At 64.3% G+C, this 20,303-nt stretch carries 22 protein-coding genes; 11 read left to right on the top strand and 11 right to left on the bottom strand.

Translation table 11 applies throughout. The features are described 5' to 3' along the window. The 5 genes from purE to RTQ46_RS03615 all read left to right on the top strand — a co-directional run bounded on the left by purE (position 1) and on the right by RTQ46_RS03615 (position 5,117). Positions 1–501, top strand: a complete 501-nt coding sequence (gene purE / locus RTQ46_RS03635; protein ID WP_312434667.1) for a 5-(carboxyamino)imidazole ribonucleotide mutase — start codon at positions 1–3, stop codon at positions 499–501. Beyond that, positions 502–1,713 carry a 5-(carboxyamino)imidazole ribonucleotide synthase gene (locus RTQ46_RS03630; RefSeq protein WP_312434666.1) on the top strand — a complete coding sequence of 404 codons (1,212 nt, stop codon included), beginning with the start codon at positions 502–504 and terminating at the stop codon, positions 1,711–1,713. Beyond that, on the top strand, positions 1,710–2,720 hold the full coding sequence (locus RTQ46_RS03625; RefSeq protein WP_312434664.1) for an L-threonylcarbamoyladenylate synthase: 1,011 nt from the start codon (positions 1,710–1,712) through the stop codon (positions 2,718–2,720). The genes RTQ46_RS03630 and RTQ46_RS03625 overlap by 4 nt, the downstream gene beginning before the upstream one ends. Before the next feature lie 255 nt (positions 2,721–2,975). Then, a complete protein-coding gene (locus tag RTQ46_RS03620; RefSeq protein ID WP_312434663.1) occupies positions 2,976–4,349 on the top strand; it encodes an SGNH/GDSL hydrolase family protein in 1,374 nt (457 codons plus the stop codon). Between the two features lie 84 nt (positions 4,350–4,433). Next, positions 4,434–5,117: an OmpW family outer membrane protein gene (locus RTQ46_RS03615; protein ID WP_312434662.1), complete on the top strand. Its 684-nt coding sequence runs from the start codon at positions 4,434–4,436 to the stop codon at positions 5,115–5,117. A gap of 50 nt (positions 5,118–5,167) precedes the next feature. Here RTQ46_RS03615 and RTQ46_RS03610 read toward each other — a convergent pair whose 3' ends face one another. The 3 genes from RTQ46_RS03610 to RTQ46_RS03600 all read right to left on the bottom strand — a co-directional run bounded on the left by RTQ46_RS03610 (position 5,168) and on the right by RTQ46_RS03600 (position 6,387). Beyond that, on the bottom strand, positions 5,168–5,674 hold the full coding sequence (locus tag RTQ46_RS03610) for a flavin reductase family protein (protein WP_312434661.1): 507 nt from the start codon (positions 5,672–5,674) through the stop codon (positions 5,168–5,170). A gap of 84 nt (positions 5,675–5,758) precedes the next feature. After that, positions 5,759–6,175 carry a hypothetical protein gene (locus RTQ46_RS03605; RefSeq protein ID WP_312434659.1) on the bottom strand — a complete coding sequence of 139 codons (417 nt, stop codon included), beginning with the start codon at positions 6,173–6,175 and terminating at the stop codon, positions 5,759–5,761. Continuing rightward, on the bottom strand, positions 6,172–6,387 hold the full coding sequence (locus RTQ46_RS03600; RefSeq protein ID WP_312434658.1) for a hypothetical protein: 216 nt from the start codon (positions 6,385–6,387) through the stop codon (positions 6,172–6,174). The genes RTQ46_RS03605 and RTQ46_RS03600 overlap by 4 nt, the downstream gene beginning before the upstream one ends. A gap of 1 nt (position 6,388) precedes the next feature. On the opposite strand from RTQ46_RS03600, the gene msrA reads away from it, so the two are divergent. Further along, the gene (msrA, locus tag RTQ46_RS03595; RefSeq protein ID WP_312434657.1) at positions 6,389–6,928 is read left to right on the top strand and encodes a peptide-methionine (S)-S-oxide reductase MsrA; all 540 of its coding nucleotides are present in this window, start codon (positions 6,389–6,391) and stop codon (positions 6,926–6,928) included. Positions 6,929–6,931: 3 nt separating this feature from the next. Here the strand turns inward: msrA and RTQ46_RS03590 are convergent, their stop codons facing one another. Both RTQ46_RS03590 and pdxH read right to left on the bottom strand, forming a co-directional pair. Continuing rightward, positions 6,932–8,179 carry a cyclopropane-fatty-acyl-phospholipid synthase family protein gene (locus RTQ46_RS03590; protein ID WP_312434656.1) on the bottom strand — a complete coding sequence of 416 codons (1,248 nt, stop codon included), beginning with the start codon at positions 8,177–8,179 and terminating at the stop codon, positions 6,932–6,934. 127 nt (positions 8,180–8,306) lie between these two features. After that, complete coding sequence (gene pdxH, locus RTQ46_RS03585; protein WP_312434654.1) at positions 8,307–9,524, bottom strand: pyridoxamine 5'-phosphate oxidase; 1,218 nt, start codon at positions 9,522–9,524, stop codon at positions 8,307–8,309. A 113-nt stretch (positions 9,525–9,637) separates the two neighbouring features. On the opposite strand from pdxH, the gene tcdA reads away from it, so the two are divergent. Further along, a complete protein-coding gene (tcdA, locus tag RTQ46_RS03580; RefSeq protein WP_312434653.1) occupies positions 9,638–10,483 on the top strand; it encodes a tRNA cyclic N6-threonylcarbamoyladenosine(37) synthase TcdA in 846 nt (281 codons plus the stop codon). On the opposite strand, the gene RTQ46_RS03575 is transcribed toward tcdA, so the two are convergent. Continuing rightward, entirely contained in the window at positions 10,480–10,998 is a 519-nt protein-coding gene (locus tag RTQ46_RS03575) for a 2'-5' RNA ligase family protein (RefSeq protein WP_312434651.1), read from the bottom strand. The genes tcdA and RTQ46_RS03575 overlap by 4 nt on opposite strands. Before the next feature lie 97 nt (positions 10,999–11,095). Here RTQ46_RS03575 and RTQ46_RS03570 point away from each other — a divergent pair, with 97 nt between their 5' ends. Then, positions 11,096–11,560, top strand: a complete 465-nt coding sequence (locus tag RTQ46_RS03570; protein WP_312434650.1) for an FKBP-type peptidyl-prolyl cis-trans isomerase — start codon at positions 11,096–11,098, stop codon at positions 11,558–11,560. Between the two features lie 83 nt (positions 11,561–11,643). Continuing rightward, positions 11,644–12,576, top strand: a complete 933-nt coding sequence (gene cysK / locus RTQ46_RS03565; RefSeq protein WP_312434649.1) for a cysteine synthase A — start codon at positions 11,644–11,646, stop codon at positions 12,574–12,576. Here the strand turns inward: cysK and RTQ46_RS03560 are convergent. Continuing rightward, complete coding sequence (locus RTQ46_RS03560; protein WP_312434647.1) at positions 12,573–13,835, bottom strand: SGNH/GDSL hydrolase family protein; 1,263 nt, start codon at positions 13,833–13,835, stop codon at positions 12,573–12,575. The genes cysK and RTQ46_RS03560 overlap by 4 nt on opposite strands. Before the next feature lie 97 nt (positions 13,836–13,932). Between RTQ46_RS03560 and RTQ46_RS03555 the strand changes: the two genes are divergently transcribed. Both RTQ46_RS03555 and RTQ46_RS03550 read left to right on the top strand, forming a co-directional pair. Further along, positions 13,933–14,844, top strand: a complete 912-nt coding sequence (locus RTQ46_RS03555; RefSeq protein WP_312434646.1) for a LysR family transcriptional regulator — start codon at positions 13,933–13,935, stop codon at positions 14,842–14,844. Between the two features lie 81 nt (positions 14,845–14,925). After that, complete coding sequence (locus RTQ46_RS03550) at positions 14,926–15,327, top strand: DUF2809 domain-containing protein (RefSeq protein ID WP_312434645.1); 402 nt, start codon at positions 14,926–14,928, stop codon at positions 15,325–15,327. 44 nt (positions 15,328–15,371) lie between these two features. Here RTQ46_RS03550 and RTQ46_RS03545 read toward each other — a convergent pair whose 3' ends face one another. The 4 genes from RTQ46_RS03545 to RTQ46_RS03530 are packed head-to-tail and all read right to left on the bottom strand — an operon-like array spanning position 15,372 to position 20,288. Continuing rightward, positions 15,372–18,197 (bottom strand): pitrilysin family protein, encoded by a 2,826-nt coding sequence (locus RTQ46_RS03545; RefSeq protein WP_312434643.1) that lies wholly within the window; start codon positions 18,195–18,197, stop codon positions 15,372–15,374. A gap of 37 nt (positions 18,198–18,234) precedes the next feature. Continuing rightward, on the bottom strand, positions 18,235–18,588 hold the full coding sequence (locus RTQ46_RS03540) for a hypothetical protein (RefSeq protein WP_312434642.1): 354 nt from the start codon (positions 18,586–18,588) through the stop codon (positions 18,235–18,237). Next, positions 18,588–19,316 (bottom strand): hypothetical protein, encoded by a 729-nt coding sequence (locus tag RTQ46_RS03535; RefSeq protein ID WP_312434641.1) that lies wholly within the window; start codon positions 19,314–19,316, stop codon positions 18,588–18,590. The genes RTQ46_RS03540 and RTQ46_RS03535 overlap by 1 nt, the downstream gene beginning before the upstream one ends. A gap of 45 nt (positions 19,317–19,361) precedes the next feature. After that, a complete protein-coding gene (locus RTQ46_RS03530; protein ID WP_312434640.1) occupies positions 19,362–20,288 on the bottom strand; it encodes a metallophosphoesterase in 927 nt (308 codons plus the stop codon). Positions 20,289–20,303: the final 15 nt, after the last annotated feature.

Below are 20,303 nucleotides of genomic sequence, written 5' to 3'. Positions count from 1 at the left end.
ATGACTGATCAACAAAAACCACTGGTCGGCGTGATCATGGGCTCGTCTTCGGACTGGGACGTGATGCAGCACGCCGTGGCCATCCTGAAACAGTTCGGCGTGCCGTTCGAGGCGCAGGTCATTTCCGCGCACCGCATGCCCGACGAAATGTATGCGTATGCGAAAAGCGCGCGCGCGCGCGGCCTGCGCGCGATCATCGCCGGCGCCGGCGGCGCGGCCCACCTGCCTGGCATGGTGGCCGCGATGACCATCGTGCCGGTGCTGGGCGTGCCGGTGCCATCGAAATACTTGCGCGGCGAAGACTCGATGCTGTCGATTCTGCAGATGCCCAAGGGCGTGCCGGTCGCTACCTTTGCCATCGGCGAAGCGGGCGCCGCCAATGCCGCGCTGACGGCGGTGGCGATGATTGCCGCCAACGACGACGCGCTGGCCGAACAGCTTGAAGCGTTCCGTGCCACGCAAACGGCCGCCGCCAAGGCCATGACTTTACCGCTGGAATAAATGAGTAATTCTTCTTTGCAATCTTCGCAGTCGCCTGCGATCTTGCCAGCCGCCAATCCGCCAGCCTGGCTGGGCGTGATGGGCGGTGGCCAGCTGGGCCGCATGTTTGCCCAGGCCGCCCAGAGCATGGGCTATCAGGTGGCTGTCCTTGAACCGTCCGACGCCTGCCCTGCGGGGCAGGTGGCGCAGCAACTGGTGAACGCCGGCTATGAGGACGCCGCCGGTCTCGATGCGCTCGCTGCCCGCTGCCTGGCGGTGACCACCGAATTTGAAAACGTGCCGGCCGACAGCCTGTCGCGGCTGGCCGAAAAAGTCTTTGTCGCGCCGAACGCCCATGGCGTGTCGGTGGCACAGGACCGCATCGCCGAAAAGCGTTTCTTTGTCGATTGCGCCGGGAAATCCGGCGTGCTGCCGGCGCCGCATCAGGTGATCGCCAGCGAGCAGGACATCGCCGCGATTGCCGACGATTTGCTGCCTGGTATCTTGAAAACCGTGCGCATGGGCTATGACGGCAAGGGCCAGGTCCGCGTGAAGTCGCGCGACGAGGTGCGTGCCGCGTTTGCCGACATGGGCCAGGTCACCTGCCTGCTGGAAAAAATGCTGCCGCTGGCCTATGAAGTGTCGGTGTTGACGGCGCGCGGCGCGGATGGCGTCTCGGTCGTGTATCCGATCGCCGAGAACGTGCACCGCGACGGCATCCTGTTTACCACCACCGTGCCAGGGCCGAACGTGTCCGCCGACTGTGCCGTGAAGGCGCAGCGCGCGGCGCAGGCCATGGTGGCCGAGCTCGGTTATGTAGGCGTGCTGTGCATCGAATTTTTCGTGCTGGCCGACGGTTCCCTGGTGGTCAACGAAATGGCGCCGCGCCCGCACAACAGCGGCCACTACACGATGGACGCCTGCGTCACCAGCCAGTTTGCGCAGCAGGTACGGGCCATGGCGCGCCTGCCGCTGGGCGACACGCGCCAGCACTCGCCGGCCGTGATGCTCAATATCCTGGGCGACGCCTGGTTTGTGGACGAGAGCGATGCCACGCGCGAACCGGCCTGGGACCAGGTGCTGGCGCTGCCCGGCGCCTGCCTGCATCTGTATGGCAAGGACGATCCGCGCCGTGGCCGCAAGATGGGTCACCTGACGCTGGTGGCCGCTACCTTGCAGCAAGCGCAGCAGCAATTGCATGCCGCCTGCCTGATCCTGGGGATCGCGCCGTGAGCGACGTGATTAGCGCAGCGGCTGCCTTGCTGGAAGCGGGCGCGCTGGTCGCATTCCCGACCGAGACCGTGTATGGCCTGGGGGCCGATGCGGAAAACCCGGCCGCCGTGGCGCGCATCTATGAAGCCAAGGGCCGGCCGTCCGACCATCCGGTGATCGTGCACGTGGCGCCGGGCGCCGACCTGGCGCACTGGTGCGACGACCTGCCGCTGGAGGCCACGCAACTGGTGGCCGCCTTCTGGCCCGGTCCGCTGACCCTGATCGTCAAGCGCGCCGCGCGGATTCCCGATGCGGTGTCCGGCGGGCAGGACACGGTGGGTTTGCGCTGCCCGTCGCATCCGGTGGCGATCGATTTATTGCGCGCGTTTAAAGGCGGGCAGGGCGGGGTGGCGGCGCCGTCGGCCAACAAATTCGGCAATGTCAGCCCGACCACGGCGCAGCATGTGCGCGATGAATTTCAGGCTGAACTGGACAGCGGTTTGCTGGGCGCGGTGCTCGATGGCGGCCAGAGCGAGGTCGGCATCGAGTCGACCATCGTCGATCTGTCGCGCCTGGCCACGCACGGTCCGGTGCTGCTGCGTCCCGGCCATATCAGCAGCGAGCAGATCGCTGCTGTGATCGGCCAACTGCCAGCCTTGCCCGATGCGGCTGCGCCGCGCGCCTCCGGCACGCTCGATTCGCACTATGCGCCACATACTCCTGTTGCGATGCAGCACGGCGATCTGCTCGGTGAAACACTGAACCAGCTGCTCAACGCAGGACGCCGGGTGGCGCTGATACACTATTCCGATTTGCCGCCAGCATCGGCCAGCGTGCGCCTGGAAGCCGAGCCCGCATCGTACGCCCATGCGCTGTACGCCTCGCTGCGCACGATGGACCAGGTCGGCGCCGAACTGATCCTGGTCGAAGCGCCGCCCACCGGTCCCGACTGGCTGGGTGTCAACGACCGCCTGCGGCGTGCCGCCTTTGGCTCGACCGGCATCCTGCAGCAATTCCTCGACTACTGATTCACGTCCTCCCAAGCCCCGCAAGGGGCTTTTTCTTGATGCAGCGCAATACAAAACATTGCCACGGATCATGACTCTTCCGCCATAATTATCGCCATCGCCCGACCTTGCCGCGATGGAAAAAGTTGTTGTAATTTGGCTGTTTTTTCAACCGTAATTTCTATACAAGCGTACGGAACGATGGCATATTAGTTGGGTAGCGAATAGCACGCCCGTTCGTTTGTAAAACCAAAAAAAGACCCACTAGGAGACAAAATGCACTACACCAAATTCGCGCTTGCCGCGCTGACAGCGGCCGTCCTGGCCGGTTGCGGCGGCTCCAGCGGCGGCGACCAGACACTGAAAGTCAAATACACGGCACAAGTCTCGTTCGGCGACAGCCTGTCCGATGTCGGCTCGTATGCGGTCGGCACGGTTGCTGCCCTGAAAGGCGGCAAATTCACCATCAACGGCGACAATACCGCCATCAATCCCGAGCTGACCGGCAAGAACTGGACCGAGCACCTGGCCGCGCAATTCGGCCTGCCGGCGCCATGCGCCGCCGAAACCGGGCTCGAAGGCAATGCGGCACAGGGCTTTTCGGTGGCCCGCGTCAAGCACACCGGCTGCTATGGCTATGCCATGGGCGGCTCGCGCGTGACCAATCCGGTCGGCCCGAACAACCGGCTGACGGGCAGCGCACTCGGTGCACTGACCGTACCGGTTGCCACGCAGATCGCCAATCACCTGGCCGTGTCGGGCGGTAAATTCAGCGGCACCGAAGTGGTGTTCGTGATGGCCGGCGGTAACGATGCGCTGTTCCAGCTGGGCTCGCTGCAGGCGGCTGCCACCGCCGCCGGTACGGCTGCCGGCAGCGCCACGTTTGCCAGCACGCTGGTACCGCTGCTGGCCGCCGGCGCCACCAATCCATCGACCGCCGCCGCCGCCATTGGTGCCGCCGTGCGTACGGCCAGCGCCGCCCCAGGCGCCACCTCGACCACCATCGTGCAGGCCGCCGTCGGTACTGCCGCCGTCCAGCCAGGCAATTCGGCTGTCGCTTCGGCCGCCGTGTATGGCCCGATGGTGGTGACGGCGCAAACCGCCGCTACCGCTGCCGGCGCCAAGGCCGGCGCCGACTACGCTACTGCGAATGGCCCTGCGCTGGTTACCGCCATGGGCGCGGCCGGTTCGGAGCTGGTTGCACTGGTGAAAGACCAGATCATTGCCAAGGGTGCGACCCATGTGGTCGTCAACAATCTGCCGGATGTGGCCAACACGCCATCGGGCCTGAGCAAGGATGCGTCGACCCGCGCCCTGATCAACGCCATGGTCAGCGCCTTCAATAACCAGATCAAGACTGGTTTGTCCGGCAATGACAAGGTGCTGATCGTCGACGTGTTTGCCGTCAGCAATGACCAGAGCACCAATCCTGGCCCGTACGGCCTGACCAACGTCAAGGAGCCGGCGTGCAACCTGACCGATGCCGCCAAGAATCCGCTGGGCAGCTCGCTGGTGTGCAATGGCAGCAACCTGATTGCTGGCGACGTCAGCCATTACTCCTATGCCGACGATGTGCATCCTTCGCCGTTCAACAACCTGTTGCTGGCACGTTATGTCGCCAAGGACATGGTCACGCGCGGCTGGCTGTAATCGGGCACCGCCCCGGCCATGCCGGGGCGCATGAAGGGACGACTGGATAGACCACTATCCGCACATAATGAATCAGGAGACAAGATGAACAAACGTTTCAACAGCGCGGCCCAGGTGCTGGCGGCCATTGCCGCCATGACGCTGGCGTCTGCCGCCTCGGCACAAAGCGCCGGCACTTTCACGGCCAAGGTCGGCGTCAACAAGATCACGCCGCACGTCACCAGTGGCGACATGACGGCGCCGGCTTTGCCGAACACCAAGGCCGATGTCGAGTCCGACACCAAGCCGATCCTGACGCTGGCCTACATGGTCACCGACAATATCTCGGCCGAGCTGCACCTGGGCGTGCCGTACAAGCATGACCTGGTCGGCGATGGCGCCATCAAGGGTACGGGCAAGCTGGGCACGTCGGAAGTGCTGCCGCCGACGTTTCTGATGCAGTACCGCTTCTTCGAAGCCAACACCATGATCCGTCCTTACGTGGGCGCCGGTTTGACCTATGCCTACTTCCAGAAGGAACGCGGTTCGGGCGCGATGACGGCCCTGCTCGATCCGGGTGGAGAACCATCGTCGTATCGCCTGAAAAACAAGCTGGCCGGCAGCATCCAGCTGGGCGCGACCCTGGCGTTCAACGAGCGCTGGTTCGCCGACGTGGGCGTGATCAAGACCTACCTGAAAACCACTGCCAAGTTTTCGACCGGCCAGACGCAGAACATCAAGCTGGACCCGACCGCCGTCAGCGTCGGTATCGGTTACAAGTTTTATTGATCTTGCCTCAACAAAAAAATCCGCCAGCTGGCGGATTTTTTTTGGCCCGCTTATTCAGGCAGGGTGCTGAATTTGCCGTGATGGAAAATCAGCGGCGGCTGGGCCGTGTAGGCGCATTGTTCCACTTCGCCCACAAAGATCACATGGTCGCCTTCCGGATAGCGGCTGCGGTTATGGCATTCGAACCAGGCCGATGCGCCTTTCAGGATCGGCTGGCCGGTACGCGACAGCTCGTATTCCACGTCGTCGAAGGGATTGGGCGTGCGGCGCGAAAAACGCTGCGCCAGCTCGGCCTGGCCGGCGCCCAATACATTGATCACATAGTGCGAGTTGCCGCTGAAGATGGGCATGCTGTTGGCCGCTTCGCCCAGGCTCCACAGCACCAGCGGCGGCGACAGCGAGACGGAATTGAAGGAGCTGGCCGTCAGTCCGCGAAAGCTGCCGTCAGCCAGGCGCGTGGTGATCACCGTCACGCCGGTGGCAAATTGCGACAATGCCTGCCGAAAATGGGGTGCATCGAATGCTTGCGCTGGCGCGCGGGGAGAGAGTGTGTTCATGGGAGACCTGTCTGTTTGCAGCCATTATGCCAAAAAACGGCCTTGCCAGTGCATGGACGTCATGCCAGGTCCTGAACGCTGCTTTCAATAAATATGGTCGGCCGGGATTTTCCTGATCTTGCTGATCAGGCTGATGGTCAGCCAGGCGCCCAGCAGCGCGAGCGGCAGGAGGAATTTTCCCCCTTCCCATGCGAGCAGGCAACCGAGGGTGACGGCCACGCACAGGGCGGCAAAACCGTACTGCGTGGCGAGGCTCTGGCGGAAGGTCTGGCCATCGCTTTGCGTGATGCCGATGATGAGCGGCCTGAATGCCCACTGGATGATCCACAAGGTTGCCTGGCCTTCGCGCCGCACCTGGTCGCGCAGGATCACGTCGAATCTGTCATTGATGTAGACATTCTTGATGGTGTCGGTGCCGACCTTGATGTAACTGTAATGGCGCCACTTGCCGCTGGGCTTGCTCGGCCCCATTTCAAGTTGATCGCCAGCATATGCTTTCATGGAGTGCCTTTGAAAAAGAAAAAAAATGCTTGGGTAAATAAATTATTGTAAGTATTGCGTATGGGAAAGTTCAAGCCACTGTAGCGTGCGCTTTCTTGATCGTCAATTTGTAAAATGTTCCATGCCGCAGCAAGGCAGGCGCCGGCGGTTTGGATTACAGTGGCGTAACGGGCAACATTGTCCTCATGCCCGATAAACTGGAGGGAATTCAAGATGAGTGCGGAAATGGACGTGGCGATACTGGGCGGCGGGTGCTTCTGGTGCCTCGATGCGGTGTACCGGCAGGTGCGCGGCGTGACCAGCGTCGAGACCGGCTATGCGGGCGGCCAGCTGGCACACCCCGGCCACGAGCAGGTGGCCAGTGGCGCGACCGGCCACGCACAGGTGGTGCGTCTGGAGTTCGATCCGGCCGTCGTCGGCTATCACGACTTGCTGGAAGTGTTTTTTACCATCCACGATCCGACCACCGTCGACCGGCAGGGCAATGATGTGGGCACGCAATACCGCTCCCTGATCATCGCCCAGTCGCCGCAGCAGGAAGCGGTGGCGCACAAGGTGATTGCCGAAATGGCCGGCGTCTGGGATGGCCCCATCGTCACGCAGGTGCTGCCGGATCAGCCATTTTACCGGGCGGACGACGCGCACCAGGACTATGTCGCCCGCCATCCCTTGCTCAGCTATTGCGCGCTGCTGGCCGCGCCCAAGGTCGACCGGTTTCGCGCCATGTACGCCCGCCTGGCCAAGGTGGCGTGAGATTCAGTTGACCAGCGCTGGCGACTGCGGCGGCAGCGCCGGCGGCTTGGCCTCGTACATGTAATTGCGCGACCACGGCAGGGTCGAAGAACGCCGGCCCGCCTTGACGCAGACGATCTGGTACAGGCTGATCAGGTCCTGCTCGAAGGCGTAGCTGCAGCCGGCCAGATACACATGCCAGATGCGAAAGCGCCGTTCGCCCGCCAGCGGACGGATCTGTTCCGCATGCGCCTCGAAGTTTTCCGTCCACAGGGCGCAAGTGCGCGCATAGTGGCGGCGCAGGTTTTCCACGTCCAGCACTTCCAGTCCGCCTTGCTGCATGGTTTTGAGCACATTGCCGATATGCGCCAGCTCGCCATGCGGAAACACATATTTTTCGATGAATTCGCCGCCGCCATAGGGCGTTTCGCCATTGTCGGGGTCGGTGGAAGTAATGCCGTGGTTCATTGCCATGCCGTCTGGCGCCAGCAGCTTGTTAATGATGGAGAAATAATCGGGCAGGTGTTTCAGGCCCACGTGCTCGAACATGCCGACGCTGGTGATGCGGTCGAACTGGCCCGTCACGTCGCGGTAGTCCTGCAGGCGGATTTCGATCAGGTGCTCCAGCCCCGCTTGCGCCACGCGCTCGCGCGCCAGTGCATACTGGTTTTCCGAGAGGGTCACGCCGACGCAGCGCGCGCCATGCTGCTGCGCCGCGCGGATCACCAGCGCGCCCCAGCCGCAGCCGATATCGAGCAGGGTTTGCCCCGGCTGCAACTGGATCTTGGTCAGGATATGGTCGATCTTCTTGATCTGCGCCTGCGCCAGCGTTTCATCGCCGTGCTCGAAGTAGGCGCAGGAGTAGACCAGTGCCGGGTCGAGAAACTGCTGGTAGAACGCGTTCGACACATCGTAGTGGTAGCGGATCGCTTCGGCATCCTTGCTCTTGTCGTGCGTAAAGCTGCGCACGATGCGGGCCAGCTTGCCTTGCGGCTTCAGGGTATTGCGCGCCAGCGCATTGCAGATGGAAATCATGTCCTGCGCCTTGCCCCGGACCTCGATATTGCCTTCCACATAGGCCGCGCCCAGATTGGCCAGCGAGGGGTTGAGCAGGTAGCGTGCCGAGGCGGCCGTCGGCAGGCGGATGGTGACGCGTGGCGCTTCGGTGGACAGGTCGATGTGCTGGCCGTTCCACAATTCGATGCGCAGCGGCAGGGCAGCCTTGCTGCGCATGCCGGCGATCCAGGACTTGAGTTGGTTTTGAATAAACAAGATGGCCTCCAATGAAGCGGCCGCTGTCGCGGCCGTAAATTGAACAACAATGTCATTTAGAACTAACTCAGCTAGCCTACACCCATATTGACCAGTCTGCCTTGTGCCTGCAGCCAGGTCGGCAAGACTACGGTTGCAGGCGCTCCATGCTCCACGCGCCATCGGCGCCGCGCGTAAACACGATGCGGTCGTGGAAGCGCGAACGACGGCCCTGCCAGAATTCGATGCGCTCGGGCTGCAGGCGGTAGCCGCCCCAGTGTTCGGGGCGCGCCGGCGTCTCGCCGGCGACGGCGGCCACCGCCTCGTAATTGGCTTCGAGCTCGGCGCGGCTGGCTATCGGCGCGCTCTGCTGCGAGGCGATCGCCGACAGGCGGCTCAGCAGGGGACGCACATTGAAATATTCATCGCTCTCGGCGGCCGAGGTCTTGACCACCGTGCCTTCGATGCGTACCTGGCGCTCCAGTTCGCGCCAGAAAAACAGCAGTGCGGCGTTGGGGTTGTCCTGCAACTGCTGCCCCTTGTCGCTGTGGTAATTGGTGTACCAGGTAAAGCCGCGCTCGTCGAACTGCTTGATCAGCACGATGCGCGAGCTGGGCTTGCCGTCCGCGCTGACCGTGGACAGGCTCATGGCGTTCGGTTCGCTGACCTGGGCCTTGAGCGCTTCATCGAACCATTTTTCGAACTGGGCGACCGGATCGCGCAATACCTGCTCTTCCGTCAGCAGCGACTGGACATAGTCGATGCGCATGGCGGCCAGGGTGGCAGCGTCGTGCACCGGGGCGGTGGTGGCTGCCGGGACCGGTGCTTCCTCCGGCGCAATGCCACGCCGGCGCTGCATGGCCGTGCCCAATTGCGCCATCTGCTGCGGGCTGAACAGGCGCTTGGCCATCGGCGCCAGCTGCCCCTCTTCCTTGCCCATGTGCGCGTGGTACGCGTCCACATAAGCGTTGACGTTGCCGGCGGACAGTTCGGTGCTGGCGCCGTCGGCGATCGCATCGAGTTGCGGGCGCAGCGCGGACCAGGCCTGGTCCATGCGCTGGTGGTCGGCCAGGATTTCCGGCACCAGCGTACCCAGCAGGATGGCGTCCTCGCCGGTGGCGGTCGCCTGCAGCATCGGCATCAGGTCCTGCTCTTCATCGTCATGATGCAGATGGGCGGCCTTGTTGAAATATTGCAATACCGCCTTGGCCGCCTGCTGCGCCTCTGCCGTATTGCCCTGCTCGGGCAGGTGCGCCAGCAGGTTTTGCAAGGTGGTCAGCTGTTTGCGGATTTTGTCGTGACAATGTTTAAGCACGGCAATCGGCTGGTCAAAGCCGGGAACGGAGGCGAACAGAGGGGCGGTCATGGTGTGCTCTCGTGGTGGACAGTGTTGGGGCGTGGCGACAGTTGTGGGCTGTCGCCTGGTCTGGTCAGCCATTTTAGAATATCCGTCAGCGCCGTGTCCGTTAAAATGGCGCCATGCATACCTCCACCAATGAACTTATTTCCCCGGACTTGACCGAGATCGATTTTGACCGGCGTTTTGGCGGCATTGCCCGCCTGTATGGCGCACCGGCGCTGGCGCGTTTTCGCGCCGCCCATGTGTGTGTGATCGGCGTGGGCGGCGTCGGTTCCTGGATTGTCGAAGCGCTGGCGCGCAGCGCGGTCGGCCATCTGACCTTGATCGACCTCGATAACGTGGCCGAATCGAATATCAACCGCCAGATCCAGGCCATGAGCGACACCATCGGCAAGGCCAAGATCACGGCCCTGGCCGAACGCATCAGCCTGATCAACCCGTTTTGCCGGGTCACGCAAGTGGAAGATTTCATTGCGCCCGATAACCTGGAACAGTTGCTCGGTGGCCAGGATTTCGACTACCTGATCGATGCGATCGACAATGCCCGCTCGAAAGCGGCGCTGATCGCCTGGTGCCGCGGCCGCAACCTGCCGATGCTGACCATCGGCAGCGCCGGCGGCCAGACGGACCCGACCCTGATCGCCGTGCGCGACCTGGCGAAAACCGAACAGGAACCGCTGCTCAAGCGCGTGCGCAAGCACCTGCGCACCGACTACGGCTTTCCGCGCGGCGTGAAAAACAAGTTCAACGTCGATGCCGTGTTTTCGATGGAGCCGTTGACGACGCCCGACACGGGCGAAGCGTGCGAGATCGATGGCGCCGCGTCCGCTGGCGTGACTGGCCTGAACTGCGCCGGTTTCGGTTCCAGCGTGGTGGTCACCGCCAGCTTCGGCATGGTGGCCGCCTCGCACGCCTTGAAAAGCCTGCGCCAGCCCCGCGCCGCAACGCTGCCGGACGCCGCCTAGTTCAGTTCGCGGCTGGCGAGAACATGATACTCGCCGCTGCGCTTGTCTGATTCCACCAGCACCAGTTGCGCGGCGTGCCAGGTGACGGGCGCAAACGGGATTGCTGGCGGCGGCCCCGCCTTGCGCGCCAGCGTCACGTGCGGTGTGAAACGGTCGTGTTCAAACGCCGGCGCCAGGCCGGCCGCGGCCAGCCGCGCCATCAGTTCGGCGCGCAGCGCCAGCAGTGCCGGCGGCACGGTGCGCAGGGCAGCCCAGCTCAGTTCCGCCTTGGGAAAATGGCTGTAGTGGTCGAACACCAGGGTCATGGCCTGCGCCGGCAAGGTCTGCAGGATGGTGATCAATGCCGGCAATTCATGTTCGTCGCGCTGGCCCAGGAAGGCCATGGTCAGGTGCAGTTTGCCGGGCCGCGACGGCGTGCCGCCCACGGCCGGCTGCAGCGCGGCCAGTGCGCCGCGCGTGGCCGGATCGGGCCACGGGCCGTAAAACAGGCGTGGCTGTGCAGACAAGTTTTTCATGGCGCTCCCGTGGTTTGCTATTATTGTCGCGCATCCTGCCCGATATCGATGGCAGGGTCGTACTGAAATTCACTGAAACTCAAGGAAAGTAATCATCATGACGCGTAGCTCCGTATTGTTTGCCCTGATCTGTTCCGTCGCCGCTTCGCTGGCGCATGCACAAGCGCCTGCTCCGGTACCGGCGTCGGCCGTGTCGATGAGCCCCGGCCCTGCCGCCGACAAATTGATCCTGATCGATAACAAGGTCGGCACCGGCAAGGAAGCGCTGGCTGGCGCCAACGTGACCGTGCATTACACGGGCTGGCTGTATCGTCCCCTGGCGAAAAACTCGCGCGGCAAGCAGTTCGACAGCTCGGTTGGCCGTGGCCCGTTTGATTTCCCGCTGGGCAAGGGCATGGTCATCAAGGGTTGGGACCAGGGCGTGGCCGGCATGAAGGTGGGCGGCAAGCGCACGCTGATCATTCCAGGCGAGCTGGCCTATGGCGCGAAAGGCGCCGGCAATGGCGATATTCCGCCGAACTCGGCACTGATCTTCGACGTCGAATTGCTTGACGTTAAGTAATTAATCATTTGACAGCAACGCCCTCGCGCGTTGCGGTCAAAGGCGGTAGACTGGGGTCTCCTGAAACAGCGGAGACTCCTCCCATGAAGATCGCCAACGACGTCACCGAACTGATCGGCAATACCCCGCTGGTGCGCATCAACCGCATCGCTGCCGGCAGTGTGGCCACCATCCTGGCCAAACTCGAATTCTACAATCCCGCCCACAGCGTCAAGGACCGTATCGGCCTGGCCATGGTCGCTGCCGCCGAAAGCGCCGGCCTGATCCATGCCGACACCATTATCGTCGAGCCGACCAGCGGCAATACCGGCATTGCGCTGGCGATGGTCTGCGCCGCGCGCGGCTACCGCTGCACCCTCGTCATGCCCGACACCATGAGCCGCGAACGGCGCATCCTGCTGCGCGCCTATGGCGCCGAACTGGTGTTGACGCCCGGCAGCGAAGGCATGCTGGGCGCCATCCGCCGCGCCGAAGAACTGGTGGCGTCCGATCCGCGCTACCTGATGCTGCAGCAATTCAATAATCCCGCCAATCCCGCCATCCACCGCCAGACGACGGCCGAGGAAATCTGGCGCGATACCGATGGGCAAGTGGACATTGTCATTGCAGGCGTTGGCACGGGCGGCACGATTACCGGCATCGGCGAAGTGCTGAAGGAACGCAAACCGGGCCTGCAAGTGATCGCGGTGGAACCGGAAGCGTCGCCGATGCTGTCGAAAGGCACCAAGGGGCCGCACCCGATCCAGGGCATCGGCGCCGGTTTCGTCCCCCAGATATTGAACACCGCGGTCTACGACGAAGTCATCTGCGTAAAAAACGACGATGCATTCGCCACTGCCCGCCTGGCCGCCAGCGACGAAGGCTTGCTGGTCGGCATTTCATCGGGCGCCGCCCTGTGGGCCGCGCTGCAGGTCGCCAAGCGGCCGGAAAATGCCGGCAAGACCATCGTCACCATCATTCCGTCGTTTGGCGAGCGCTACCTGAGCACGGCGCTGTACGCGGGGCTGGGCGACTAGTTTTGCTGCGCTGATGCAGGCAGCAGCAACCGCAGGTCGATCGCCTCGGCCAGCGCGCGGTTGCCGGCGTCTCCCGGATGCAGATGGTCGCCCGAATCAAACGCGGGCAGCAGCCGGCGCGGCTGGATCGGATCGCGCAGCCAGGCATCGGCGTCGAGCACGGCGTCAAAGCTGCCGCTGCTGCGTATCCATGCATTGAGCTGCTGGCGCAGCGCTTCCTTTTCTGGTTGGTAATAGTTGGCCAGCGGGGTGCCGGGCAGGGCGCCTTCAAACGGCGTCAGGGTGGCGCCGATCACGCGCACGCCACGCTTGCGCGCCTGCGCCAGCAACTGGCGATAGCCGCCTGTCAGTTCCTGCAAGGTCGGGCGCCGGCCATGCGGCTCGAACGCCGTGCCGGGCCAGCTGATGTCATTGATCCCCAGCGCCACGATCACCGTGCGCACGCCGCCCTGGCCCAGCACGTCGCGTTCGAACCGCGCCAGCGCATTGACGCCCATGCCGTCCGTCAGCAGGCGCGCGCCCGAGATGCCGGCATTGAGCACGGCCACGCCATGCGGCGCCAGCCGCTGCGCCAGCACGTCGGGCCAGCGCGTATCGCGTCCCTGGCTGGCACTGGCGCCATCGGCAATCGAGTCGCCCAGCACCGCTACCGCCGAGGCTGCTGGCGCCGCTTCCACCTCGATGCCCGACAGCAGCAGGCGCGCCGTGGTGGTCTGCAGCGCCGGCTGCCTGGCATCGATGACGGGGGCGCCGGTCTGATCGCCCGCCGCGATCCAGGCCGTTTCGCGGCCGTCCCAGTGGAAAGTCGTGATGGCGGTAGCGTGCGGCAGATGGATGCTCACTGTCAGGCGCGCCAGGTCGGGCACGGCCAGCGCAACCGGATCGCTGAGCAGCGGCGCGCCCGGCGCGATGGTGGCGGTATTGCGGCCGGCAAATGTCACCGCGCGCAGGCTGTGCGGTTCGATCGCGGATCCTTCAGCCGCCAGTGCCAGCGCGACAGCGCCCAGCTGCAGCGGCGTGTCGCCATGGGCGTTCGACAGCACCAGGCGCACGCGCGTGCCGCCGGCGCTGATGCGCGCTACCTGGCGCACGGTCTGGTCGCGCAGGCGCGCCGGTACATTGGCGGGCAGGATAAAGCCCGGCTGCCAGACGGCTTGCGGACTGGCGCTCCAGCTGGCCAGCCAGCCGGTGTCGGCGGCAAATGCGGGCGCGGCCACGCAGGCAGAAAAAAGCAGGGGGAGAAAGCAGGGCAGTTTCATGGCGATGGCCTGGGTGATGGAAAGGCCCGATGATGCCGCCAACGCCACTGATGCACTAGACTATATGAACGAAGAACATTTGTGAGTTGAATTCATCATGGCAAGACTGGATGTGAACCGCTCCGGCGAACTGGAGGTGTTCGTGCGGGTGATCGAACTGGGCGGCTTTTCGGCCGCGGCGCGCGCCTGCGGCATGACACCGTCGGCCGTCAGCAAGCTGGTGTCGCGGCTCGAGCAGCGCCTGGGCGCGCGTTTGCTGAACCGCTCCACGCGCCAGTTGCAGCTGACGGCCGAAGGCTGCGGCCTGTATGAACGGGGCGTGCAGGTGCTGGCGGCGCTGGACGAAGCCGAGCGCTGCGCCGGCCTGCAGGACACGCCGCGCGGCCGCGTGCGCATCAATGCCAATGTGCCGTTCGGCCACCACTTCCTGCTGCCGCTGGTGCCCGCCTTCCTGGCGCAGCATCCCGAGGTCACGCTCGATATCGTGCTGACCGACGCGGTGGTCGATATCCTCGAGCAGCGTACCGACGTGGCGGTGCGCGCCGGTCCCATGAAAGACTCGGCGCTGATGGCGCGCAAGCTGGGCCAGACGCCGATGGTGATCGTGGCCTCGCCCGCTTATGTGGCGCGCTGCGGCCTGCCCGCCACGCCAGGCGACCTGGCGCAGCACAACCTGCTCGACGCCAATTACGCGCGCGCCAGCACTGGCTGGCCGCTGCGCCACGATGGCGGCGAGATCAGCGTGCCGGTGCTGGGCAATGTGCAGGCCAGCGATGGCGAAGCCGTGCGCCAGCTGGCGCTGGCCGGCTTGGGCCTGGCGCGCCTGGCCGCGTTCCAGGTGCGCGATGACCTGGCGGCGGGCCGCCTGCAGGCGGTGCTGGAAGAGTGCAATCCGGGCGACACCGAAGCGGTGCACGCCGTATATGTGGGGCAGGGCGGCCATCTGCCGCTGCGCGTGCGGGTTTTGCTTGATTTCCTGGTGGCGAATGTCAAGCTGGCGCCCAGATAGCCGCCGGGGACGTGTTGCTGCGCAGTACAATACGGCACGGGCCGCAATGATTCGGCCCGTCTCCTGTCTGTGAATGGAAATATGTTCCTGGTAAAACCTGAACGCCGCCCGCTGCTGCAGCTGGCCGCGACCGTGCTTGTGATCGCGCTGGGCCTGGCCTCGCGCGCCTTTCCGCAATGGCTGCCCGATTCGCTCGGCAAATATCCGGGCGACGCCCTGTGGGCCATGATGATCGTGTTTGCTCTTGGCATGATTGCCACCCGCATGCGCACCTGGCAGCTGGCGCTGTGGTCGCTGCTGATCTGCTTTGCGGTCGAGTTCAGCCAGCTCTACCAGGCAGCGTGGATCGTCGAGCTGCGCAGCCACACGCTGGGCCATCTGGTGCTGGGCTCGTTCTTCGGCTGGTTCGACCTGATCGCCTACGCGGCCGGGGTGGCCGTGGCGGCGATCGTCGATAACGTGGCGCTGTTCAAGCGCCGCTGAGCTTGAAATGTGGGGTCAGGCCCAGCGGGACTGACCCCAAGGTTTTACTTCACATTCCCTTCCGTGTCGCGCACTTCCAACGGCACCAGCTTCAGCTTCGATAGTTGCGGCGCGATCTTCGCCTGGTCGCCGACACCGATGATGGTCAGTTTTTCAGGCTGCAGGTATTTCCTGGCCGCCTGCTGCACCTGCTTGTCCGTCACGCTGGCAAAGCGCTGCGGCAGGGTGGTGTAGTAGTCCAGGCCCAGGTTGTACACATAGGTGTTGGCCATGCTGGCGCTGATGCTGGCGTTGGTGTCGAACTGGCCCGGCAGCGACAGCACCTGCGAATTGCGCGCGTTCGACAGTTCCTTGCTGCTGAGCGGTTTGGCGATCATGGCGCGGATTTCCTTCAGCGTTTCCGATACCGCCGGACCCGTCACATCGGTGCGCACGCTGGCGGCGATCGCAAACGGTCCCGGCGCGCTGCGGTACTGGAACTGCGAACGCACGCCGTAGGTATAGCCCTTTTCCTCGCGCAGGTTGGTGTTCAGCCGGCTGGTAAACAGGCCGCCCAGCGCCGCGTTCATCACCTGCAGCGGCGCGTAGTCCGGCGTCTTGCGGTCCACCGCGATGGTGGACAGGCGCAGCGCCGTCTGCGGCGCGCCGGGCTTGTCGACCAAAATCAGTCTGGCCTTGCTGGTGGCAGGCAGGGCCGTGACTGACGGCGCCACCTCGCCCGCTTTCCAGGCGCCGAATTTCGCTTCGGCCAGGGCTTTGAGTTCGCTTTCGGTGATATCGCCCGAGACGATCAGCGCCGCATTGTTCGGCACGTAATGCTGCTGCCAGAAGCGCTGCAGGTCGGCGCGCGTGGTCGCTTTCAGGGCCGCTTCGGTACCGAGCTGGATATAGCCGTACGGGTGCTTCGGGCCGTACAGCGCGGCCGCTTCGACGCGGGCGGCAACCGCGCCCGCATTCTCGCGCTGCTGCGCCAGGTTACCGATGCGGCTGGCGCGCTGGCGTTCGACTTCTTCCTGGGGAAACTGCGGATGCTGCACCACGTCGGCCAAGAGGTCCAGCGCCTGCGGGAAGGTGGTTTTCAAGGACGTCATCTGCGCAAACGAGCTGTCGGCGCCGGAGCCGGTGCCGAGAAACGCACCCAGCTGCGCCACTTCATCGGCGATCTGCGGCGCGCTGCGCGTGGCCGTGCCTTCCTGCAGCAACTGCGCCGTAAAGCTCGACAGTCCCGGTTGCGCCAGCGGGTTGGCGCCGGAACCGCTTTTCACCACCAGCTGGCTCGACACCAGCGGCACGGCCGGGTTGTAGTTGTGGATCACGGTCAGGCCATTGGCCAGGGTGAACGATTTGCCCTGCGGCAGGTTGATGGCCGGCGCGGGGCCGGCGCCCGGCACCTTGCTGCGCCATGGCTCGTCCGCATTGATGGCCGTGCCCGGTGCGGGCTTGACCTTGCCCGGCGCGGGCGTGGCCACTTCCGGACCCAGGTCGGGCTTGCCCGGCACGCCGTACACCACCACGCGCGCCTGCGTTTTCAGATAGGTGTCGACCGCGCGCTGCACGCCGGCTGCCGTTACCTGGCGGTAGCGTTCGATATCTTTCGCCAGGTAGCCGGGGTCGCCCGTGTACTGGTTGTATTCGTTGAGCAGGTTGGCCACGCCGCGCCCGCCGACTTTTTCCAGCTGGCTCAGCATGACGGTTTCGATGCTGTTGCGGGCGCGCTCGATTTCCTTCGCGGTCGGACCTTCAACGCGCAGTTTTTCCAGTTCCGCATTCAAGGCCTGCTCGATGGCTTCCGGTGTCTGGCCCGGGCGGGCCGTGGCGTCGATGGTAAACATCGAGGTCAAGGCGGCCGAACCCTGGTCGGCGCCCACGTCCTGGGCGATCTGCTTGTCGTACACCAGGGACTTGTACAGGCGGCTCGATTTGCCGCCAGCCAAAATTTGCGCGGCGATCTTCAGCTCCGCATCGTCTTTCGTGTAGGCCGGAGGCGTCAGCCAGCCGAAATACACGCGCGGCAATTCGACGCGGTCCTGCACCACCACGCGGCGCTCTTCTGTAATCGCCGGCGTCACCACGTTCGGCTTTTCCACCGCCGGGCCGCTCTTGAAGCTGCCGAAGTATTGGTTGACCAGCTCCTTGGTTTTCGCCTTGTCGATATCGCCGGCGATCACCAGGCTGGCATTGTTGGGGCCGTAATATTTGGTGAAGAATTCCTTGATGTCGTCCAGCTTGGCGTTCTGGATGTCGGCATGCGAGCCGATCACGCTGGCGTAGTACGGGTGGTTCTTCGGGAACAGCTGGTGGAACAGCGCTTCCTGCACGATGCCGTACGGCGCGTTTTCCACGCTCTGGCGGCGCTCGTTGCGCACCACGTCCTGCTGGTTGGTCAGCGCCGTCTGGTCCAGCACGTCGAGCAGGTAGCCCATGCGGTCGGAATGGGTCCACAGCGCCAGTTCCAGCTGGTTCGACGGCACCGTGTCGAAATAGTTGGTGCGGTCGAAATCGGTGCTGCCGTTCGAGTCGGTGGCGCCGGCGCCTTCGAGCAGCTGGTCGGCCAGGCCGCGCGGCACGTGCTTGGTGGCGGCAAACATCATGTGTTCGAACAGGTGGGCAAAACCGGTCAGGCCCGGCGCTTCATTGGCCGGTCCCACGTGGTACCAGATATTGACGGCGGTCACGGGCAATTTATGGTCTTCGACCAGGATCACTTCCAGGCCGTTGGGCAGCGTGTATTTTTCGTAGGCGATATTCGGCACGGCGGTGGCGCCCGCAGGCGTGGCGGCCGCTGCCTCGGCAGCATGGGCAAGCGTCAGCGGGGCGCCGTACAGCGACAGCATCAGGGCAGGTATGGCCAGCAGTTTGATCGGTTTCATGCGTGCTTCCGGTTGAGAGTGGTAAGGAATTGTCGGGTCAGCGCCACAGCAGCGCGGCGCCGCCGAGCACCAGCAGCGACGAGGCCAGCGAGACGATGGCGGCCGCGCCCAGCAAGCGCCATTCGCGCGGCGTCAAGCCGTTGCTGGCGGCAGCGCTGGCGGGCGGTGCTGCCGGCAAGGGGATGGGTGCAGCCGGCGGCGGCAGGCCGCCCGCCGCACAGGCCTGCGCCGCCAGCGCGTCGGTGGCGGCATGCAGCAAGGCGAGCTGGCGCTCGATGGTCTCGGCCAGTACCGCTTCGTTCAGGGCCACCAGGGCGAAGATGGGGTCGTCGGTGTCGATTTTGATGCCGGTCTTGTCAAAGACATGGCTGCGCAGTTTATGCTGGTCCACTACCATTGCACCTTGTCGAGTTGTTCGAAAATATCGCGGTACACCACCTTGATGCGCTGTTTTTCCATGATGTTGAACTTGTCGTTCTGCAGCACTTCCTGCATCGTCAGGCGCGCCGTGTTCATCTTTTTCACATCGGCGCCGAAGGTGTCCGGATTGCGCTGCGACAGGGTGATGCTGCCCTTGACGCGCGCGCGGTGATCGCTGTACGACTGCGACTCGATGAACTGCTTGCCCGAGGCCGATTGCAGCAGGCCAAAGTGTTCGTTCTGCCACAGCACCAGCGGCACCCTGGTCGACTGCGCCGTGGCAACAAAGCCGGTGGCCGTGTCGTGCAGGGTGTCGCCGCCGCCGACGATGGTGTGGATATACACCTTGCGGCCCGACTCCTCCAGCAGCGCAAAGCAGTCGTTTTCCAGCAGGTAGCCCATCAGCGGCGAAAAAGTATTGGCGCCGTTGTCGATCACGCAGTTGCCGTCCGCTTCCAGGATATCGATCATCAGCGCATCAAAACGCTTGGGGTCGATCATGCGGCCTTCCGTCATGACCGGCACATGCTTGACGTTCATCGCCTTGTAGCGCGAGAAGGTGGCGTTTTCCTGGTCGGTGTCATAGCAGCGCAGGGGAATATCGTCCTTGCCGCCCATCCATTGCGCCAGCAGGGTCGAGACCAGCGTCTTGCCGATGCCGCCCTTGCCCTGCAGGATGAAATGTACCGTGTTTTGCATTGCGACTACTCCAAGTGATTGCGTCTGTGACAGGTAAAAAAAAGATCAGTGGCAAGCGGCCGCACCGCTGTCGGTCGCTGGCCGCGGCACGCTGCCGTCGTCCGGCACTGCCAGGTATTGCCAGCTGTATCCGGCCTCATGCAGGCGCAGCTTGAGCACGCCATGGCTGCTGTTGTCGCGCATTGCGCTGTGCGGCATGAAATAAAAGAACGGCGTCAGGAAGGCGCCGCCGGTGCCGATCACGAACTGGCGCAGGCCGCGCGCTTCGTCGACGTTGCCGTTGGCGTCCTGCGGCGCGAAGCGCTCGTAATCGTGGTCGTGGCCCGACAGCACCAGCTCGGCGCCGGCGTCATGCAGCGCCTGCCAGGCTGGCTGCATGGTGTTCGGCGCGCGGTGCCCGCCCGAGCTGTACAAGGGCGCATGCCAGTAGGCCAGCGTGCAGCGCGCAGGGTGGCGCGCCAGGTCGTCCTTCAGCCACGCCAGCTGTTCGCCGCGCCGCGCGGCCGGCAGATGGCTGTTGAGCGAGATCACATGCCAGCTGCCCAGTTGAAAACTGTAGTAGTCGGGCCGGCCGAAGTAATCGAAGTAGCCGCTGGCCGCTTTCGAGCCATAGTATTCGTGGTTGCCGGGGGTAGGGTAGGTGCGCTGCTTGAAGCGGCCCCAGGTCGGGGCGTAGCAGTCGCGAAACTCGGCCGCCAGACCCACCGGATAGGTATGGTCGCCCAGGCTCAGCACGGCTGCATCGGGCTTGTCCTTCAGTTCGCCGGCAATCAGTTCGGCCGTCAGCGCCGCCCCCGTATATTGCCAGCCGCGCTGGCGGCAGTCGGCGATATCGCCCGCCGCATACACGGTGTAGGCCGGGCCATCGAGGTCGGCGGGCGCCAGCGCAGCCGTGTACGGCGTGCCGGTGCAAGCGGACAACAGCAGCAGCGTGGGGCAGGCAAGGGCGGTAAACGGCGAAGACAGGGTCATGGAAGGGGCGGCGGC

This window comes from Janthinobacterium sp. (assembly GCF_031995485.1).
Lineage (GTDB): Bacteria > Pseudomonadota > Gammaproteobacteria > Burkholderiales > Burkholderiaceae_D > Janthinobacterium.
Note: the sequence above shows the minus strand (reverse complement) of the source record. Positions and strands in the feature narration are given on the sequence as shown.

Excerpts from the sequence above, each read along its gene's own strand:
- RTQ46_RS03570 (WP_312434650.1), top strand. The coding sequence starts at position 11,096 with ATGACGCGTAGCTCCGTATTGTTTGCCCTGATCTGTTCCGTCGCCGCT.
- RTQ46_RS03545 (WP_312434643.1), bottom strand. The coding sequence starts at position 18,197 with ATGAAACCGATCAAACTGCTGGCCATACCTGCCCTGATGCTGTCGCTG.
- RTQ46_RS03605 (WP_312434659.1), bottom strand. The coding sequence starts at position 6,175 with ATGAAAGCATATGCTGGCGATCAACTTGAAATGGGGCCGAGCAAGCCC.
- RTQ46_RS03615 (WP_312434662.1), top strand. The coding sequence starts at position 4,434 with ATGAACAAACGTTTCAACAGCGCGGCCCAGGTGCTGGCGGCCATTGCC.
- cysK (WP_312434649.1), top strand. The coding sequence starts at position 11,644 with ATGAAGATCGCCAACGACGTCACCGAACTGATCGGCAATACCCCGCTG.
- RTQ46_RS03630 (WP_312434666.1), top strand. The coding sequence starts at position 502 with ATGAGTAATTCTTCTTTGCAATCTTCGCAGTCGCCTGCGATCTTGCCA.
- RTQ46_RS03620 (WP_312434663.1), top strand. The coding sequence starts at position 2,976 with ATGCACTACACCAAATTCGCGCTTGCCGCGCTGACAGCGGCCGTCCTG.
- tcdA (WP_312434653.1), top strand. The coding sequence starts at position 9,638 with ATGCATACCTCCACCAATGAACTTATTTCCCCGGACTTGACCGAGATC.
- pdxH (WP_312434654.1), bottom strand. The coding sequence starts at position 9,524 with ATGACCGCCCCTCTGTTCGCCTCCGTTCCCGGCTTTGACCAGCCGATT.
- msrA (WP_312434657.1), top strand. The coding sequence starts at position 6,389 with ATGAGTGCGGAAATGGACGTGGCGATACTGGGCGGCGGGTGCTTCTGG.
- RTQ46_RS03555 (WP_312434646.1), top strand. The coding sequence starts at position 13,933 with ATGGCAAGACTGGATGTGAACCGCTCCGGCGAACTGGAGGTGTTCGTG.
- RTQ46_RS03535 (WP_312434641.1), bottom strand. The coding sequence starts at position 19,316 with ATGCAAAACACGGTACATTTCATCCTGCAGGGCAAGGGCGGCATCGGC.
- RTQ46_RS03550 (WP_312434645.1), top strand. The coding sequence starts at position 14,926 with ATGTTCCTGGTAAAACCTGAACGCCGCCCGCTGCTGCAGCTGGCCGCG.
- RTQ46_RS03610 (WP_312434661.1), bottom strand. The coding sequence starts at position 5,674 with ATGAACACACTCTCTCCCCGCGCGCCAGCGCAAGCATTCGATGCACCC.
- RTQ46_RS03575 (WP_312434651.1), bottom strand. The coding sequence starts at position 10,998 with ATGAAAAACTTGTCTGCACAGCCACGCCTGTTTTACGGCCCGTGGCCC.
- purE (WP_312434667.1), top strand. The coding sequence starts at position 1 with ATGACTGATCAACAAAAACCACTGGTCGGCGTGATCATGGGCTCGTCT.
- RTQ46_RS03530 (WP_312434640.1), bottom strand. The coding sequence starts at position 20,288 with ATGACCCTGTCTTCGCCGTTTACCGCCCTTGCCTGCCCCACGCTGCTG.
- RTQ46_RS03560 (WP_312434647.1), bottom strand. The coding sequence starts at position 13,835 with ATGAAACTGCCCTGCTTTCTCCCCCTGCTTTTTTCTGCCTGCGTGGCC.